This is a genomic window from Alteromonas sp. H02 (assembly GCF_059682525.1).
Window position 1 is genome coordinate 4228069 of sequence record NZ_CM185021.1, and the last position, 19415, is coordinate 4247483.

A 19415-nucleotide genomic window follows, 5' to 3' on the forward strand; every position below is an offset into this window, starting at 1 on the left:
TTTAGGGGTTAACGCAAAGCCACCTTCTTTAGAAGGTGGATTCTTTACTTGTGCTAATAAGCATTGGCCATTGCTAAGGCATCCGGCAGGCCCATTCTGGCCAGATGTATATTTTGATATTCCCTTTGGTGGGTTACTTCCAGTTCGGCAAAATCCGGCGGTAGAAATTGCCGGCTGTGTATTTCGCTATCGAACGTTACTTCCACCAGAATTAGCGGCTCCAGATGTGCGGTAAACACATCTAATAATAACCTATGGCCGAAAAAACCGATGCGATAGCGTTTTTTCTCAACCCGCATATGTTGGGTGAGCGGCCACAAGTCATTAAACTGCTCTGCGCTAATAGAAATTTCTGTGTCGAGACGCTTTAAGCCAACTCCCTGTTCGACTGTCATAGTAAAGTCACCCCCTTCGTCTCTTATTGTAATATGCCGGTCTCCCTGAGCGGCTATGTAACCCTGCCTGACCAACACGGGTTTCCGCGTTTCCAGTAATCCTTCAGGTAAGTAAGTAACAACAAATTTTCGTTCAATTTCCCAGTCTGCTCGCATTATTTGATCCTCAGAGGGCAACGTCCGTGGCCGCCTTATCAGTGGTTCCGTATTGATTGAATCCCGAAAGCAACAATGTTCATTAACTACGATCTTAACTTTTTGTTTTATATATAATTACAACGTTATCTTTATGAAAAAACCGGCTTGTAGGGCGCTGCTTTTTATCTTTATTGATAACTTTAAAGCTAGCTGAGGCGGGTCTGTTTCGCCAGCTAAATCGACGAAATGCGGTGGTTAAAAAAAGTGCGTTTCACACTTGGTATCAGCTCTGATTAGGTCTATATTGGAAGTATGCTGCCGAAAAAGCCCGCGGTGCTTTATTTTCCGCAAAAGGCAAGCAGTTATAAAAATACTGGAATAACACTGCGTAGAGTAACTTTACGCTTTATTTGCACTCTCACACGGGAAGACCTTTCAATGAACAAGCTCCTTTTCCGCTTGTTTTTGTTTGGTTTGGTTGCGATGTTTAGTTGTCCGCTACTGGCCAATCAAGCTGCCATGTTGCCAGATTCTTCACTGGTTACCCAGCCCGTGGGAAACACTCAGTATTTTATTGCCTATCAAAGTAAGCGCCTGCCCAAGTGGAATTTTAGTGTTGAGGTTAACCGTTCTTATGCGGCGCGTTTTGCCAGCGATGCGCGCACGGTCCCCATGTCGGTGGTGGGCCTGGAAGCGGTCAGTTTATCGGCCCGGCGGGCACTGCCGGTTAATTCTGCACAATGGATTTATGCCACCATTCGTTCTACTCAGTACTCATTAACGCCTCAGGCCGGTGCCGTGCCAATGGTGAGCGACAGCGACAGAGCGGCGAGTGTAGGCTGGCAGTTTGGTGAAATGCGCGGCTTTGGTGTGGCCGTAGGCTACGAATACCGCGATGCCGGGCAGATTGATATCAACTCACTGGTTATGGGCGTGCACTACTATTTTTAAGACTGGTATTTTTAAGTCTGTCCTGCCGGCTACTCGCTCAGTATAAAATCAACCACACTGTCGGCATGCAGCACTGCCGTATCCAGCACTGGTAAGGGGCTGTCTTCTGCAGTTACCAGTAAGCCTATCTCAGTACATCCAAGAATAATGGCTTCGGCTCCTGCCGCTTTGAGGTTTTTAATGATCTGCAGGTAACGGCTAAGTGATTCCTTGCGGATAACCCCCTGACAAAGCTCTTCATAGATCACGCGATGCACATCCTGCCGCTCTGCATGTTCCGGCACCAATACCGACAATCCGCCCGCGCTGAGATGATCGCGCAAAAATCCCTGTTCCATGGTGAAGGCTGTGCCGAGCAAACCTAAACGGCGGTATCCCCGGGCCTGGCTTTCGGCTATCAGTGCGTCACCGATGTGCAACAATGGAATGCGCACCACATTTGCTATCTGAGGTGCCACTTTATGCATCGTATTGGTGCAAATCGCCAACGCATCGGCGCCGGCTTTTTCGAGACTTTTGCCAACGGATGCCAGATAATCTGCCAGTTGTAGCCAGTCATTGTTGTGTTGCAGTTCGGCGATACGCGCAAAGTCCACGCTGTAAAGGATCAGCGGTGCACTGTGTAACCCCCCTTTGCGTTGCTTAATTTGCTGGTTAATACGCTGGTAATAAGTCAGCGAAGACTCCCAACTCATCCCGCCGATAAGGCCCACCGTTTTCATTTCGTTTCCTTGCCTGAAGAGTTCGTTACTGATGAGCAGGGTAACCCACCTCAACCCGGTTTAGCCATTAATTACGGCGCGGGCGAGATGATCGGTATCCTGATGCGGGAGCGTGCGTATAAAGGTTTGCTGAATAATTTCTGCATCGGTACTGGCACGATGACGGCAGCCATTGAAATGCGACACCACCTGATTTTTGGTGCGCATCCACAAGTCCATTTGCTGTTCGCTAAGCACGTATTCCAGCGCTCTGACACTAAACGACATATCCACGCCGGCGGCGGCGTACAGCTTAATAAGCCAGGGGTGATCCACCACCCAGCCATCGGTATAGGCGGTGCCATTCGCCAGAAACTGATTAAGCGCCAGGCACACGTCGCGGCCATCATTGCCCCACTTTTGCAGGTGGTCGCGGCTCAATCCGTGGAGCGCCTCGGCTTTTTTATCCCAGTGTGACCACTGGGGGTACGGACGAATCAATCGACAAAAACGCGCACCATCACTCCTGATCACACCTACCTCTATGGGGTAGCTGTGAGAGCTAAAACCGCTGGCTTCCACGTCGATGATTGTTGGTATTTGCATGCCGCTTTTTCCTGTCTGTATCTTAAAGCTAGTTTGTTATTTGTCAGATGCAAATTTAAACCATAATGTAGCTGTACTTATTTAGTCTGGCCGGGTAAAACTCTGGCGCTGACTGCCCTTTGGCATTACTTCCGGCTAAACGTTTAATGCCAGGGGCAATCAATTACCGTGCCACTACAAATTATCGACTGAGTTGAATAAGGGATCATGTTTTTTATCGATAATTTTCTGGTAATGGCGTTTACTAACGCTCGTATTTTTGAGCCAGTATGACTCTCAGACATTGCACCCTGATGACCAATTCGTCACAAAAAAGGATCCATCTGGCTATGCACAGCGTATTGCACGAGTATTGAAGACTGTGCCACACTGGATTGCCTTTTCCCTTATTTAACTTTGGCTTTTATGACAGCGTCACTGAATAAAGTTACCGACACATCCACTCGTCATTTTCGTTTTTTTGATTTTGTTCTGGCTGCCACCTGTATCTTAATTGTGTGCTCCAACATTATCGGTGCGGGTAAAGTGGCGGAGATTGCTGGTTTTACCTTTGGTGCCGGCGTGATTTTCTTTCCTTTATCCTATGTACTGGGCGACGTACTGACCGAGGTTTACGGCTATCAACGCGCACGGCGGGCTATCTGGGCGGGATTCTTTGCTGCCGGATTTGCTGCCTTTATGGCCTGGTTTATTACTGAAATGCCACCAGCACCAGGCTGGAATGAAAACCTCGGCGGCGGACTCAGCCGGCAGGACAGTTTCGCCATGAACTTTGGCCAGGCACCGCGTATCGTACTGGCCTCAGTACTGGCAATCTGGTTAGGTGAGTTTGCTAATGCATTTGTTATGGCGAAAATGAAAGTGCTCAGCAAAGGCAAAGCACTTTATCAGCGAACAATTGGCTCTACCATTGTGGGGCAGGCGGTAGACTCGGCGGTGTTTTATCCGGTGGCTTTCTGGGGGATCTGGAGTACCGAACTTATCTTTACGGTAATGGCCACCAATTACGCACTGAAAGTGTTGTGGGAAGTGCTCTTAACGCCGGTAACCTACAAAGTTATTGCGGTGCTGAAACGTGCAGAGGGTGTTGATGTGTACGACGAACACACCAACTTTACCCCCTTTTCGATCAAATAATTCGCCTTGCGCTTACAGCTTAAAGCGGCTGACCTGGCGCTGCAGATCACTCGCTAATTGACTGAGCTGCTCGCTGTTGGCAGCCACCATCTCCGAGGCGCTGCTGGTTTGTTCGCTGACCACGGTGATATCGCCCAGATGCTGCTGAATTTCTTTTACTACAACACTTTGCTCTTCGGTGGCCTCTGCGCCATCAAGGGCTTGCTCGCGAACGCTCTCTACATGGCCAAGGATTTGTTCGAGGCTGTCGTTGGCATGACTGGTAAGCTGCATGCTGTCGATAGCATTTTGCTCACTTTGCTCCATGCTCGATACCGATTGCGCCACACTGCTACGCAAACGTTCAATTACGCCACGCACTTCTTCAGTTGAACTGCGGGTGCGCATAGCGAGCTGACGAACTTCATCGGCCACAACCGCAAAGCCGCGCCCTGAATCCCCTGCCCGGGCAGCTTCAATAGCAGCGTTTAACGCCAACAGATTGGTTTGCTCAGAAATACTTTCGATTTCCACCAGCACGTTGGCAATTTCCACGGTATCGGCTTCCAGTGCCCGTAACTGACCGGCGGTAGCTGCTACTACCTCTGACATGCCTTTAATGGTCGCTTCCGAGTCTGCCACTTCGGCTGAGCTGCTTTTCACGCCTTTTTCCACTAACTCGCTGACCTGCGCGGTTTGATTTGCCCGCTCGTTAATGGCGTCGATGGTGACACTCAGGCTTTCCACTGCGTGATACAACTGCTGGGTACTGCGCATTTCGGCCTGCACGCCCTGATTAGTTTGCACCGCTGCCGACGCCAATTGTTCGGCACTGCCTTCCACCTGAGTAGCCGACGCCACCAGCTGAGCGATTAACGACTGGAATACCTCCAGCGTCTTATCGATATTCGCCGCCATTTCACCCAACTCATCCGCCGAGTGATAATTAAGCCGCACGGATAAATCGGCATTGGCCACTTGCTCCATGATGCGATTAACCCGCCGTAACGGACGTAGAATCGAGGTGCACAATCGCAACCCGGCAAACACCATTACACTGCCGATGATCACCAGTGCGATAGAATTTACCAGGATGTCATGCAAAATTTGCGCATTGATATCATCTATAAACACACCGGTACCTACTGCCCACCCCCATGGCTTGAAGGTGGCCACATAACTTACTTTGGGCTCTGCCGTTTGGCTCCCCGCCTTTTTCCATTTGTATTCAAAAAAGTCGGCCTGATTAGCACTGTTGTTAACCAGAGCCGCCATTTGGGCGAACACCGGCTCGCCGGCTTCAGTAAGCACCTGACTGTAGTCTTTGCCTCTTACATCCACCCGGTCACCATGGCCAATCATTCTGGCTCGGCCGTCCAGCACAAAGAAATACTCGTTGCCCTGATACCGCTGCTGGTTGAGTTGAGCAAGTGCCCGCTCCTGTGCCTCGCTTTCGGTCAGTTCACCACTGAGTACCAGCTGGTGATAGGTATTGAGCTGACTTACCGCTGATTGCACCAGACTCTGCACTTCGCGCTGACGTGCATTTACTGCATCGTTGTAGGCATTGAATAAGCTAAAAACTTCCAGTGCCAGTATTGCCAGTAGCACCGCTGCAATACTCGCATAAAGCCGACCACTGATAGTGGTAAATAATCCTTTAAACATGGTGAAAGAGGTAATAGGTGGGTTTGATTAAGTACTATTAAACGATATTAAAAAATGCTAAACCACCACTAATTTACATAAGAATAAATTGATATATAGCGGAATAAATACAACCTAAACAGGCATTAATCAACATCGTGGATTTATGTTAATATAGTTTTAAAAACAGTACTTTAGTATAATTCTTTGTGAATTTTTTGAGCGTGCCCCTTACCAATTAATAAGACTGGTAAGACCAGGTTAATCGATTAAGATTGTCTGCTTTTTAACCATTTAATACATTGTCAAAACCAACGACTTCATTTTGTGTAACACGCAAAAAAGCGCCGGTAGATACCGGCGCTTGATATGACTAAGTTGTCAGGGAAGCCTTATCAGCTTCGCCGTGCAAAAAGCGCGATTAAAAACTCGCTTTTAAGTTCAGGGCTGCCGTGCGTGGTGCACCAATCCAGGCTCCGCCATTCACCACTGTACCCAGGTAGCTGCTGTCGAACAGGTTGTTAATAGTTAAGCGGACATCAATGTTGCTGATCCCCTGAACCGGCGAATCAACCACCGCGCCCAGGTAGAAGTCGGCTACAGTGTAAGAATCAACTTCAAAAGAACCGGCTGAGCGCTCGCCCACATACTTGGTTGAAAGACCCATGTTGTACACGTCGGCAGTATAATCCAGGCTTACCACAAACATGTCTTCGGCTGAGCCAACCACGCGCTGACCATCCACAAAGCCGGTAGAGGCAGCAGGATCCTTGTACTCTGAATTGTTGTGAGTGTACGAGAAGTACAGACCAAGTTTATTGGTAATGGTGTAATCCATGGCTACTTCAATACCGTCTGACTGCACACCACCCACGTTAACGTAAGTGCCGTCGAGCTCACCTAAGTAATCTACACCATCAGCGTCTTCAGCACTTTGGTAGGTAATACGGTTGTCAAAGTCGATGTTGTAGTAAGTTAAGCTGACATTGATATCGGCAGCCACATAGCGCAAACCTAAATCGATGTTGTCGGCGGTTTCCGGCTCAACCGAAGAAATATCTACTGAGCTGCTTTCCAGCACGCCGTCTTTAATCGCCGCATAGTTTTGCGCGAAGCCAGCAAACACCTCAACGCCATCCATCACCGGTGCGACCACACCCGCCGAGAACAACACATCAGAATCAGACTCAACCGACAAACTGTTAGCCGGTACAAACAGGTCTTTTTTCTCGATATCCACATTAAATTTTTTGGCACCAACACGCAGTGTGGCCACACCGAGGTCGATTTCGTCTTCTATATAGTACATCAGCGTTTCAACCGGGAATTCGCTGCTGTACTGCACCCAGTATGGGGTTTCATCAAACTGATAACCTACCCGCGAATCGATAATTTTCTGCCAGCTACGGTTTTCCTTACGCTCGTAATCTTCGTACCACAAACCCGCGCGCAGGGTGTTTTCCATATCGCCAATCTGCGCCACCCATACCGCATCGATATTGATACCGGTACGCTGTTTGTCGTAGTTGGTGTGGCGATAAGAGCCAACCGGAATAGCATTCGCAGGATAACAGGCCGGATCGTACACCGCACCGCCGCCACCATAAGGGAAGGTTAATGAACTCTCACAACCTGCCATTGGCGCAAGGGAATTTCCGTTAGCATCAACAAAGAAAATTTGTCCCAGCGGAGAGCCCCCTTCATAAGTATTGCCATGTACCAGCTCTGAGTGGCCGTTAGTGCCGTCATCGTTAACATCAACAATGTAAGGCGGGACCCAGTCACCACGTCCCTCGTTTTTGTGCCAGTAAGCGTTGGCCTTCACGTCTACACCACCAAAGCTCATATTGGCTTCCAGGTAAGCAAACAGGTTTTCGCGCAGGGTTGACCAGCCGCGGCGATAGGATTGATCGATGTAAGGCACACCGGTCCAGTTACCGGTTAGCTCATCCCACTGCGGGCTTTGGGCAAACTGCTCAAGGCTGTAAATGCGCTGGTAGTTATCTTCATGGGTATCGTCGTAAGAAATGTAACCGGTGATATCCATATTGCTCATGTAGCTGACAAACTTGGCGGCCATATGATCGCGGGTATTCTCAGCGGTATGGGTCATCCAGTCGCTGTTTTCCTGAGTCGACATACTGATCCAGGCATAAGTGTCGGCGGCAATTTCACCGGTCTCATAACGCATGAACAATTTTTGCGCGTCGAACTCACCAAAGGTCGAGCTCACCGTAAGCAACTCCTCCACTCCGGGGTTAATGGTGGTGAAGTTAATGGTACCACCAAGTGCCTCGTGTGAGCGGGAGGCGATATCAGAAGTACCCTGAGAAACTTCTACTGCGCGCAGGTTTTCGGTATCGATATAGCGGTTGGCTTTGGCACCACCGCCGTAATTAGAGTTACCATTGGCAATGCCGTCAACGGTCATACCAATTTGTTGCTGGTCGAGGTCTACAGAGAAACCACGAATTGAAATACTGGTAGACCAATCGTCTGAGCCAAAGGTATCCCCTTCGTTGATCAACACGCCCGGTAGGTTATCAATGGTTGCCAATACGCTGGTCATGCTGCTTTGCTGCTTGATCATCGACTCTTCAGTGGCGTTGTTGGCGTAAGAAACGCTGCGTCCGACAACGGTCACTTCTTCAATTTCATCCGGCTGGGCGGCAGGCGCGTTCATCGCCTCGGCAAAAACGGGCGTACCGGCCATAGCGGCCAGTACCGACAAAGCCAGCAGCGAGCGCTGCTTTAACTTAGCTGGGTTCATGGTTGTGTTTCCTGTGTGATTTTATAGGGATTATTCGTTAGACGCGCTCAATGACAATTCCATGACCATTCCCTGACAGTTAGATGAATCAAAAAAACTTTTAAAATTCATCTATTTGTAATAGTCACACAGGGTTGAAAGGAGTAAGTTACAAGGTTATTTTGGATACCCGGTTTAAGCGAGTCTGGTGAGTGCTTCAACCAGCGCATCAATTTCCTTTAATGTGGTAAATACCTGAGGGGTAACCCGAATACAGCTGCCGCTGGCTAAATCGTGACGGCCAACGGTAAACACGCCAAACTCGTTTTCCAGGCGCTTCTGCAACTGATTAATTTGTTCGCGGCTGCTTTGCCCGGCAAGGCGAAACCCGCCCATCCCGCTGGCACTGGCGTCGTCGGTAGCCCCGAGTACTTCAATGTGCGGCATATTACGGGCTTTGCTCACCCAGCGTTCCCGCAGGTATTTCAAGCGAACCATTTTTGCCGCCGGACCCACTTTATTGTGAAAACGGATAGCATCCGGCACCGCTAGAAAGGCGGCAAAGTTAGAGGTGGCCATATGCACGCGTTTGTGCACCCGGGTATTATCGGGATCGGATTCTCCAGGATACGGTGCAACGTTATCCAGTGTCCCCTTACGCATATATAAGGCGCCAACGCCCACCGGCGAACCAATCCATTTGTGCAGGTTAAACACCGCCCAGTCGACATTCAGTTCTGGCAGAGTAAAGTCGACTAGCCCCCATGACTGAGCGCAATCGCAGATCACGTCAACGCCATGCTGTTTGGCAAAAGCGGCTATTTCTGCCACCGGTAAAATTAACCCGTGTTGATTGGAAGCATGGGTCAGGATCATCAGTTTCAGGTTGGCCGTGCTACGGATCTTCTCCTGGTACACCTCAAGCAATTGTTGCCTGGAGGCTTGCGCGGGCAAGGTAATTTCTACCCCCGTTGCACCCCGTTGTTCTGCCAGAGCAGCCATGGTGCGCTGAAAGGCGGGATAGTCGATATCAGCCCACATCAGCCGGTCGCCGGGCTTTATACCTTTATACTGAAATAACAGGTTGTGCATGGCTTCGGTGGCATTGCGGGTGAGCGCGATTTCATCTGCCGAAACGACCAGTGACTCTGCCACAGCACTTGCTGAGGCCTTGGCATCAGCATACCAGTCTTTACGCGCGTAATATGACAACTGATGATTCACCATTTTGGTCAGCTCGATATAAGACTGCTCTACCGGCAGCGACATTTTGCCCCAGTAGCCATGCTCAAGATTAACAATGCCATCGGTCTTTTTATAAAACGCGCTTACCGAGCGCCAATAGCTTTCATCCTCAGCCAGCTCAGCGGCAGACAAATCGGATTGCGGCAAGATTGGCCAGCTATCGGCGAAAGCCCGTGTGGCCGCCATAGAACCTGACAAAAGCAAAGAGTGCTGTATAAGTTTGCGCCGGGATAATAAAGGGGCTGACATGCAAGAGACTCCAGAGTAATTTGAATTTATATTTTTTATACGATTACACTGTTACGCTCTTAAAACAATCGCTTAAAAGCTCATTAAGGTAAAACGACGATTTTTACAGATACATTCCAACCTAACAAAAACCAAGAAAGTACGGTAAAATTTGAGGGAGTTGTTGTTGTGGTCTAATTTTATACTTTAGATGGTGTATGTTTACTTAGAGATCCTCAATTGACTTCATTTCAGCCCTTGCATTCTGTTACTTCCCAGTCGCTTACCGGCAAGCTACAAGGATTTCACGAAGCGTTATTAGCCGACTATCCGCATATTTGCCGACTGGCCTGTGCTATTTATGATAAACCCACAGATGTGCTTAAAACTTTTATTAACAGCACCCGTCAGGGTCATGCTATTGCCGGCTACGAGGTAAAGCTGCACGACACACCCTCTTTACTGCATCTGGCCAACCACCAGCAAAGCCGGGTTATTGATGATATCAGTACCGAAATTCACGGCGGCTCGATGCATTCAGATTGGTTGCTTGAGCAGGGGTATTTGAGTTCGTTTACCGTACCCATCATTCGTCAGGGCCAGTTTCTTGGCTTTGTGTTTATCGATAGTGTCGAAAAAGACAGCTTTACCCCAAGTATCCAGCGTGACCTGATTATGCGCTGCGCAAGCATTTGTGATGCTATTGCCAATGAACTCGCGGCCGCCCATTTACTGGTAGCCACTGCATCGGCGATTCGTAGCATTGCTAACCTGCGGGATTTTGAAACCGGCATGCATCTCACCCGCATGGCGGAACTGAGTAAACTTATTGGCCGTAATTTACCTGCACACTTCGGCCTCACCGATGAAGACATCGAGCACATTTATCTGTTTTCGCCGCTCCACGACATCGGCAAAATAGGCATTCCCGATGCCATTTTATTAAAGGCTGGCAGACTAACCGATAGCGAACGTCAGACTATGCAAACCCATGTGCAAAAGGGCGTGGATATGATTGATTCCATCCTCGCGGAATTTAATCTGATTGAGTTTAACGATGCCCGGATCATGCGCAATATTATTGCTTTTCATCATGAGTATCTCGACGGCTCCGGCTATCCTTTTAAACTTAAGGGCGAGCAGGTGCCCATTGAAGCCCGGATAGTCACCGTGGCCGACATCTTTGATGCCCTGACCCACAAGCGGCCCTACAAAAAACCCTGGTCGGTTGAAAACTCGCTCACCGAGCTACATAAAATGGTTGAACTGGGCAAGCTCGATAAGGATTGTGTTACCGCGCTGGCCAACTCTCTGAACGCGGCCCAGCATATCGTTACTGCCTATTGTGATAGTCAGGAGTCGAACACCCATTCCCGCTAATGGCAATATAAGCCCTTTATTCCCCCATTTGCTTTGTGGTTCAATAGTCCTCCCGATACTGATGCAGGTATCGGGTATCAGTCTGCTTGCTAATTAGGATGAATTACTTTTGATGTTTGAATCGCTCACTGGGTTTGACATAGCGTTGGTGCTCGCTATTGGCTTTATGGTGGGCCTGGCCAAGGCCGGGATCCATGGCCTGACGCTGTTATCGGTACCACTGCTTGCCTTGCTATTTGGCGGTAAGCACTCCTCGGGCGTTATGTTGCCTATGCTGATCATGGCCGACATTTTTGCCGTGCATCATTATCACCGCCATGCTAACTGGCAATTTCTTATCAAACTCTTTCCGTCGGCCTTTGTGGGCGTATTAATTGGCACCTGGCTGGGCGACCACATTAACGACGCACTGTTTATGCAAATTATGGCGGTGATTATTTTTGCCAGTGTGGGGCTGATGCTTTGGCTTGAGCGCAACAAATCCGCTGTGCCGGATTACACCTGGTTTGCCATTCTTGCTGGTGTACTTGGCGGCTTTACCACCATGGTAGGCAACCTCGCCGGCTCAGTAATGGCCGTTTACCTGCTAAGTATGCGCCTGCCTAAAAACGAATTTATTGGCACTGCGGCCTGGTTCTTCCTGGTGATCAATATTTTTAAGGTGCCCTTCCATGTATATGTGTGGGAAACCATCACCTGGCCGAGCTTTACCTTAAACCTGATAGCCTTGCCGCTGATCATTGCCGGTGTGTACTTAGGGATTTGGCTGGTAAAGCGGATCAACGAGAAACACTACCGCTGGCTGGTGATTGGCATGACCTTACTGGCTGCCGCCGCATTATTGCCAGGCTAGATGTTTTAACGCGTGGCATGGGCTCATAACACCAGCCTGCATAATTGAATACGTATGTTTGTGTTTTTACGTTGAGGCAACGGCTATGCTTGGGCAAAGCCAATCAAGAGAGCCTTGCCCATGCCACACTGTTATTCGACCCAGGCCAGAAACGGCCTTTTCCTGAGCGTGCTGGCTGCGTTATTGTTAGGTTGCACTCCATTGCCCACCACTAACGAGGACAGCATGTCTGCCAGTCAGCAACTACCGCAACCACAAGCCGCTCCACCAGCCGGTAAGCCCGTGGTATATCAGGTATTCACCCGCTTATTCGGCAATAAAAATACCACTAATAAACCTTGGGGTACGCTTGAAGAAAATGGCGTGGGTAAATTTGCAGACTTTACCGATGAAGCCCTGCAGGGCATAAAGGAAATGGGCACCACCCATATCTGGTACACCGGCGTACCTCACCACGCAGTGATTAATGATTACAGCACCTATGGCATCAGTCACGACGATCCGGATGTGGTAAAAGGCCGCGCAGGTTCACCTTATGCAGTAAAAGACTATTACAATGTAAACCCTGATCTGGCTGTTGATCCGGCCAACCGTCTGGCAGAATTTGAGGCGCTCATTGCCCGAACCCATGCCCATGGCATGAAAGTCATCATCGATATTGTGCCTAATCACGTTGCACGCAATTACGAGTCTTTGACGAGCCCTGCCGGGGTGAGTGACTTTGGCGCTCATGATGATACTGCGGTAACTTATACCCGGGACAATAATTTCTATTACGTGGTGGGCGAGTCATTCCAGGTACCCGCCGCCGATAACGGCTATCAACCACTTGGAGGTCAGCCCCACCCGCTGGCAGATGGTAAGTTTGAGGAAAACCCGGCTAAGTGGACTGGGAACGGTTCGCGGGCGGCCCAACCCGATGCCAATGACTGGTACGAAACCGTTAAGGTAAATTACGGCATCAAACCCGACGGCAGCGAAGACTTCCCGGCCTTGCCAGCAGGATTTGAGCAACAACCCGTTGCTGCTCACGCCGCTTTCTGGCAGGACAAAGACGTGCCTGATTCCTGGCGGAAATTTCGTGATATCACCCATTACTGGCTGGATAAAGGCGTAGACGGATTTCGTTATGACATGGCAGAGATGGTACCGGTAGCGTTTTGGTCTTATTTAAATTCATCGATAAAGGTACGTAACCCGGACGCCTTTTTACTGGCCGAAGTTTATCAGCCTCACCTTTACCGTGATTATCTTCACCTGGGCAAAATGGACTATCTCTACGACAAAGTGGCGTTTTATGACTCGTTAAAGGCCATAATGCAGGGCCGCGGCGATACCGCAGATCTGGTCTCCATTCAGGCGGACATGCAGGATATCGAACGCCATATGCTGCATTTTCTGGAAAATCATGATGAGCAACGTATTGCCGCCCCTGAGTTTGCCGGGGATGCCGACAAAGGCAAGCCAGCGATGGTGGTTTCCGCCTTAATAAGCCGCTCACCAACCATGCTTTATTTTGGTCAGGAAGTGGGCGAAGACGGCAGCGAAGATATGGGGTTTGGCAAACCATCGCGCACCACTATCTTTGATTACGCCGGCGTACCCGCCCACCAGCGCTGGATGAATAACGGCGCCTTTGATGGTGGTCAGTTAACGGCTCAGGAGCGCCAACTGCGAGACTTCTACCGCCGGGTGCTTACCATATCAGCTCACTACCCTGCCATGAAAGGCGACTATTACAGTCTGCATGCAGCGAGTCTGGCCAATGACAGCGATTACTCCTCGGCCCAGCTGGCTTTTGCCCGCTGGACAGACACCCAACACATGATTGTTGCGGCCAACTTTAGCACCACCACACCAGTAACTATTGAGCTCACCGTGCCAAAGGATTTGCTGATAAAGTCGCAATTACCTCAGGGTGAAATAGCTCTGACAGAACACCTGAATCGACCGAATACAGCGAACAAGATGATGGTCAACGATAAAACTGGCAGCATACAGCTCACCCTGCCGCCACTGGGCTCGGTGGTGTACACCGTAGATCGCTAACAAAAATCAGGTTCAAGGGGTCAGAGAGGTTCAAGGGGTCAGAGTACATTAATCAACGGGTTAATGTACTCTGACCCCTTGAATTTATAGCAATAAACGATAAAGTGCACGCACATGGATTGATTGTGCAAGCAGTTTTATCAATGTTGCATAATTTTAGTTGTAGATGAAACAAGGAAGTAGAATGAAGAAAATTTCCCTGATAGTTTTGCTGTTAGCGGTCGTCGCTGGCCTGTTGGGCCCTCACTTTGCGGGCAATTCGTTTAATCAGCAATTAGACGAATTTGCAGCAAAAATCAGCGAGCAACCCTTTTATGAGGCCAGCATTGAAAGCCGCGAACAAAGCTGGTTTTCAACCACCGCATCATTAGTTATCAGTCTGGATGGCGCTGCATTTGGTTCTCAGGCAGATGATGCTGAGCAGCAAAAGCTTTCCCTGACCATTCCAATTGTAGCCCAGCACGGCCCGTTGTTAACCCAGTCAGGATTAGGCCTGGGCTGGATAGACTGGCAGGTTAATATGGCCATTGACGACCCTGACGCCCGCTTCGCGCTGCCCGAAGGCGAAGAGTATATCTACTCTGCCACGGGGGTTGTAAACCTGTTTGGTACCGTTTCCTACCAGGATGTAATGCCCGCGTTTACCTACACCCATCCAGAATTGGCTTTAACGGTTTCGACCAGCGGTTGGCAGGGCAAGACGAGTTTAACCTCTGACACGATAGATTCGGAAACCGTTACGGCGATGTCTGTTGAGTTATCTTTTCAGGGTACCCAAATCGCTACCATTGAAAACATCTCCATTGTTACCGATCTGGAGGCCGGCTTAATGCAGGCCTGGAATAATTCACTGTATGACGGTGTGGCATCTTTTACTATCGATGGGATGACCATAGCAGACCCAACCACCGGCGAAGAGACCAAACTGGAAAATATCGTTATGGATTCCGTTACCAGTGTCGATCAAACCGCCGGGCTGGGTAATGTACTGGTCTCGACTAAAGTTGCCAGCTTCGTTAACAGCACTGTTACGATGCGGGACATCCAGTTTGATCTTGAGATGGCAAATCTGCAGGGCAGCTTTTTGAAAGCCTATCAAAAAATGACAGAAGACATTATGAATTCGCCAGATGAGGCGGATAGTGTTATGCAGGCGTTTTTAAACGACGCCGGTCTTGCCCAGTTACAGGTTGACCCTGAATTTAATCTACCGGTAATTAAAGGCGTGATTAACGAGTCGAAATTTGATGGCTATGCAAACACCAAGGTCGTTGGCATTCAGGCACTGCCAGACACCATGGAAGATGCCAGGTTTTGGGCTGAACATGCCGTGGTAGACGCTAAGTTATCCATCGAGGAAGCTGCAGCGTTATTTATCACTGAACTGATTCTGAGAAGCCAGTTGGCGGCCAATCCTCAGTTTGCAGTCATGAGTAATGAAGAGCAAAATGCTTTAATTGAACAACAAACCCAGGGAACCATGAATGCGCTTGTGCAGCAAGGTATACTGAGCGAGACTGAAGAAGGTTATGAAATCACCTTTAGCATGGAAAACGCTGAAGCTTTGCTAAATGGTCAGCCTATGGGATTGCCTTTCTAGCCGCATCCCGCTTTTATAAAAGGAAAAGTATAAAGGGATTATAAAGGGGTCAGAGTACATTAATTGGCTAATTAATGTACTCTGACCCCTTTATTCCTGACCCCTTTATTGTAGGAGGTGGAGTGTGGCCATAAGCCGGGTTCTGTTCTCTTACGAGTGGCAACCATTCCTCTAGGCCAGCAATCGCTCACTGGCTCAAGCAACCTACCCGCCTCCCGTGCGGGCCGCACGTGTAGGAGGCCTATTTGGTCTTGCTCCGGGTGGAGTTTACCGTGCCACAAACTGTTGCCAGTTGCGCGGTGCGCTCTTACCGCACCCTTTCACCCTTACCGGCGCCGAAGCGCTTAGGCGGTTTACTCTCTGCTGCACTGGTCGTCGGCTCACGCCGCCCAGACGTTATCTGGCACCCTGCCCTGTGGAGCCCGGACTTTCCTCCCCTTTCTTGCGAAAGCGGCGATTGCCTGGCCAACTCCGGCGCGCATTGTAGCTAAGTTCGCCACCGCATGCCATGGCTTATTTCGCCGGTAGATCAAAATAGAGGATATGCAGATCGTTAGTCTGGCTTACCTCAACGGTTTCACCAGCAGCAAAGGCAACGCCATCACCGGCTGATACGGTTTCGCCATTAACCAGCGCACTGCCTTCTACTACTTGCAGCCAGCCAATCCGGTTTTGGTTACCCGCATACTGCCAGTTGCTATCACTAGCCAGTTTACCGGCCAGCACGCTGACATCCTGATAGATCCGCAGTGATTCGGCTTCGCCATGTGGCGAGAATATCAGCGTTGGTGCTTTCGCCGGCTGTAGCAACCCGGCAAAGTGTTTTTGAACATAACCTGGTGCCACATTAACCTGGTTGGGTACTACCCAGATTTGCAGAAATTGCACCAGCGACTGTTTACTGTGGTTAAACTCGCTGTGGCGAATGCCGGTACCGGCTGTCATTTTTTGCACATCACCGGGGCGGATAACCGATTCATTGCCTTCACTGTCTTTATGGGCCAGCTCACCGCTTAAGACATAAGAAATGATTTCCATGTTGGCATGGCCGTGCTCACCAAAGCCGCCACCAGGCTGCACTGCGTCCTGATTAATAACACGCAGCGGGCCATGGCCCATAAAGCGCTCATCGTAATAATGCCCAAACGAGAATGAATGCTGTGACTGTAGCCAACCTAAATTTACCTGGCCTCTTTCGGCCGCTTTACGAATTTCCATAACTGGCTCCTTAATGTTGATATGAAGATCTTATCAGCATCCATAGTAAGGACAATAAGCAAAAATAAAGATACACTGTCGCACAAAGTGCAACAATTGAGAGTGAATTAATGGATAAGCTTGGTGCCATGCGCGCCTTTATTAATGTAGCTCGTCAGGGCAGCTTCGCCGGTGCCGCCCGGCAAATGGGCTTGTCCCGCTCACAAATAAACCGCCAGGTGGTATGGCTGGAAGATAGCCTGGGAGTAAGTTTATTTAATCGCACCACCCGCAAAGTGGATTTAACCCATGCCGGGCAAGCCTATCTGGCCAATATCCTGCCGGTGCTGGAAAATCTCGATGACGCCGAATTACAACTGCAGGACAACCAGCAATCACTCTCTGGTACCATCAAAATAAACGCGCCGATGTCGTTTGGCCTGACTCACCTGACCCCGGTAGTGCTGGATTTTATGCAGGCGTATCCGCAAATTAAGGTGCAGTTGGACCTCTCCGATGAAAAGCGCGATCCGTTATCGAACCAGTTTGATATGACGCTTCGCATTGGCCCGCCTGAAAACAATCCCGCGCTGATTGAACATGATATTACCTATACCGCTCGTTGCCTCTGCGCAGCTCCGGAATTTCTGCAACGCTATGGTACGCCTGATTCACCGGAAGAACTAAAAGAACTGCCATGCCTGCAATATGGCAATCTGCTGCATGGTAATTACTGGGATCTGCTGTATCAGAACAAATCACAGCGTGTGCGCATAAACGGAATATTGAGTTCCAATAATGGCGACGTGTTAAGGCAGGCTGCGATAAAAGGGATGGGGTTAGCGCTGCTGCCAACTTTTATTGTGGGCGAGGCCATAGCTAAAGGGCAGCTGATACCGGTACTCCAGGCCTGGCAACCTGCGCCGTTATTAATTTCGTTACTGTATGCACCTAATCGCCTTATGGCCATGCGCCTGAGTGTGTTTGTAAAGTATATTCAGGCGGCCTTTGAGCATGAGAGTTTTCTGCTCGGGTAAGATCGAGTAGGAGGGAGTTTCGCAACTCCCGTCCTCTCACACCACCGGGCATACGGTTCCGTACCACGGCGGTTCCTGTCTGTATTGACCATAGTCAATACCTGAGTCTGTTTCGTTCATCGTGTCGCCGCTTTATCGTTTAGAACTCCGCAAACACCGCCCAGGTTTCCGACCCTTCTTGTATATTTGTCCCGGAGCAATGATTCTTCATTGCCTTGTGTCCCGATAACGCGAGAGCACGCGTGACTTGCCGCTCGTGACAGGTTCAGCCCTTCGTGCTATCGGTTTCATAGCACTACTACGGCGTCTGCTGACTTCTGATATTCCATCCCGACACCTCGCGATGTCAGTAGCTCTATAGCAGAATATCAGACCTCCCGGGGTAATTCGCGCGAACTTCCTGCTTATGCCTGTCGGCTCTACGTTGCTGCATTCCGTGCAAGTATTGGGCTTTAGTAATAATGGCCACCTCACCCTGCAACAACGCCTAAACCGCTTCCTGTTCGTCAGGCCAGCATTTTGCCTTCGGCTTCCTTCAGATTTCACCTCACGATGAACACCCTTGCCGTTCGGCTAGCACTTCCCCTTGCCGGGTGTGCAGAGGACTTCCACCTCCAAGTCATCAACTCACCACCACAGTGAGTCGAACAGTGCTAAAGCACTACGCGCCATGCCCGGCGCACCACAAAAAAAAGCCCGGTTGGCCGGGCTTATTCTATATTGGCAACCGTTTTAGCTTGGCGTGATTGCGTTGTGATACACGTCCTGAACGTCGTCACAGTCGTTAAGCATTTCCATAAACTTCTCGAACATGGGCATGTCATCTTCGCTGATTTCGACTTCGGTTTGTGGAATAAAGCTGATTTCTTCGGCTTCAAATTCCAGATCGGGCTTGGCGTCGGTTAGCGCCGTTTTTACTTTATAAAACTCAGTGTGTGGTGCGTATACCGAGATTTTGCCGTCTTCGCACTCTACATCCGTAACGTCTACATCGGCTTCCATCAGAATTTCGAGGATTTCGTCTTCGTCGTCACCGGCAAAAATGAAAATCGCCTGATGCTCAAACATGTGCGCCACGGCACCCTGGGCACCAATTTTAGCCCCGGTTTTGGTAAAGCAGTTACGCACATCAGTAATGGTACGGTTGTTGTTATCGGTAAGGCAGTCCACAATCACCATGCAGTTACCCGGGCCAAAGCCTTCGTAACGGGCCGGCACAAAATCTTCACCTGCACCACCAGCAGCCTTATCAATGGCTTTTTCAATAACGTGGCTGGGTACCTGATCTTTTTTGGCTTTTTCCATCAGGCGTTTCAGCGACAGGTTGGTATCCGGGTCCGGGCCGCCGTTTTTAGCACACACGTAAATTTCTTTACCGTATTTAGAATAGACTTTGGTTTTGGCGCCGGCCGTTTTGGCCATGGCGTTTTTTCTTACTTCGAATGCTCTTCCCATCTTAGGTATCTCTTGTTGTTTCCAGCTTGGTCGCTACGCACTGCGCCCAGGCTGGCGAATGCATTTAT

Annotated in this window: 15 protein-coding genes and 1 other RNA gene; 7 read left to right on the plus strand and 9 right to left on the minus strand. The window is 49.6% G+C overall.

The genetic code is table 11. From position 1 onward, the window contains the following. Nucleotides 1–53: 53 nt before the first annotated feature. Entirely contained in the window at nt 54–551 is a 498-nt protein-coding gene (locus AC566Q_RS19610) for a CYTH domain-containing protein (protein WP_105936260.1), read from the minus strand. Between the two features lie 420 nt (nt 552–971). On the opposite strand from AC566Q_RS19610, the gene AC566Q_RS19615 reads away from it, so the two are divergent. Then, nucleotides 972–1484 (plus strand): hypothetical protein, encoded by a 513-nt coding sequence (locus AC566Q_RS19615; protein ID WP_499609753.1) that lies wholly within the window; start codon nt 972–974, stop codon nt 1482–1484. Nucleotides 1485–1513: 29 nt separating this feature from the next. Here the strand turns inward: AC566Q_RS19615 and AC566Q_RS19620 are convergent, their stop codons facing one another. Beyond that, on the minus strand, nt 1514–2206 hold the full coding sequence (locus AC566Q_RS19620) for an aspartate/glutamate racemase family protein (protein WP_105936258.1): 693 nt from the start codon (nt 2204–2206) through the stop codon (nt 1514–1516). A 60-nt stretch (nt 2207–2266) separates the two neighbouring features. After that, nucleotides 2267–2791, minus strand: coding sequence for a hypothetical protein (locus AC566Q_RS19625; RefSeq protein WP_105936257.1), 525 nt, complete (start codon nt 2789–2791; stop codon nt 2267–2269). Between the two features lie 405 nt (nt 2792–3196). On the opposite strand from AC566Q_RS19625, the gene AC566Q_RS19630 reads away from it, so the two are divergent. Then, entirely contained in the window at nt 3197–3928 is a 732-nt protein-coding gene (locus AC566Q_RS19630; RefSeq protein ID WP_105936256.1) for a queuosine precursor transporter, read from the plus strand. A gap of 12 nt (nt 3929–3940) precedes the next feature. On the opposite strand, the gene AC566Q_RS19635 is transcribed toward AC566Q_RS19630, so the two are convergent. The 3 genes from AC566Q_RS19635 to AC566Q_RS19645 all read right to left on the minus strand — a co-directional run bounded on the left by AC566Q_RS19635 (nt 3941) and on the right by AC566Q_RS19645 (nt 9797). Then, complete coding sequence (locus AC566Q_RS19635; RefSeq protein WP_105936255.1) at nt 3941–5575, minus strand: methyl-accepting chemotaxis protein; 1635 nt, start codon at nt 5573–5575, stop codon at nt 3941–3943. Between the two features lie 400 nt (nt 5576–5975). Further along, nucleotides 5976–8324, minus strand: a complete 2349-nt coding sequence (locus tag AC566Q_RS19640) for a TonB-dependent receptor (RefSeq protein WP_499609757.1) — start codon at nt 8322–8324, stop codon at nt 5976–5978. Between the two features lie 174 nt (nt 8325–8498). Further along, the gene (locus AC566Q_RS19645; protein ID WP_499609760.1) at nt 8499–9797 is read right to left on the minus strand and encodes an aminotransferase class V-fold PLP-dependent enzyme; all 1299 of its coding nucleotides are present in this window, start codon (nt 9795–9797) and stop codon (nt 8499–8501) included. Nucleotides 9798–10016: 219 nt separating this feature from the next. Between AC566Q_RS19645 and AC566Q_RS19650 the strand changes: the two genes are divergently transcribed. From AC566Q_RS19650 to AC566Q_RS19665, 4 genes are all read left to right on the plus strand, one after another. Further along, nucleotides 10017–11156, plus strand: coding sequence for an HD-GYP domain-containing protein (locus tag AC566Q_RS19650; RefSeq protein ID WP_499609762.1), 1140 nt, complete (start codon nt 10017–10019; stop codon nt 11154–11156). Between the two features lie 112 nt (nt 11157–11268). Then, nucleotides 11269–12009: a sulfite exporter TauE/SafE family protein gene (locus AC566Q_RS19655; protein ID WP_499617560.1), complete on the plus strand. Its 741-nt coding sequence runs from the start codon at nt 11269–11271 to the stop codon at nt 12007–12009. A gap of 120 nt (nt 12010–12129) precedes the next feature. After that, on the plus strand, nt 12130–14058 hold the full coding sequence (locus AC566Q_RS19660; RefSeq protein WP_499609765.1) for an alpha-amylase family glycosyl hydrolase: 1929 nt from the start codon (nt 12130–12132) through the stop codon (nt 14056–14058). Between the two features lie 184 nt (nt 14059–14242). Then, a complete protein-coding gene (locus tag AC566Q_RS19665; protein WP_499609768.1) occupies nt 14243–15658 on the plus strand; it encodes a DUF945 family protein in 1416 nt (471 codons plus the stop codon). A gap of 115 nt (nt 15659–15773) precedes the next feature. Here AC566Q_RS19665 and rnpB read toward each other — a convergent pair. Together rnpB and AC566Q_RS19675 are read right to left on the minus strand one after the other, a co-directional pair. Then, nucleotides 15774–16131: RNase P RNA component class A (gene rnpB / locus AC566Q_RS19670), an RNA gene on the minus strand. Nucleotides 16132–16171: 40 nt separating this feature from the next. Next, nucleotides 16172–16876 (minus strand): pirin family protein, encoded by a 705-nt coding sequence (locus tag AC566Q_RS19675; protein ID WP_499609773.1) that lies wholly within the window; start codon nt 16874–16876, stop codon nt 16172–16174. Nucleotides 16877–16986: 110 nt separating this feature from the next. On the opposite strand from AC566Q_RS19675, the gene AC566Q_RS19680 reads away from it, so the two are divergent. Then, a complete protein-coding gene (locus AC566Q_RS19680; protein WP_499609776.1) occupies nt 16987–17892 on the plus strand; it encodes a LysR family transcriptional regulator in 906 nt (301 codons plus the stop codon). A gap of 732 nt (nt 17893–18624) precedes the next feature. Here AC566Q_RS19680 and AC566Q_RS19685 read toward each other — a convergent pair. Next, entirely contained in the window at nt 18625–19347 is a 723-nt protein-coding gene (locus tag AC566Q_RS19685) for a YebC/PmpR family DNA-binding transcriptional regulator (protein WP_499609779.1), read from the minus strand. Nucleotides 19348–19415 lie beyond the last annotated feature (68 nt).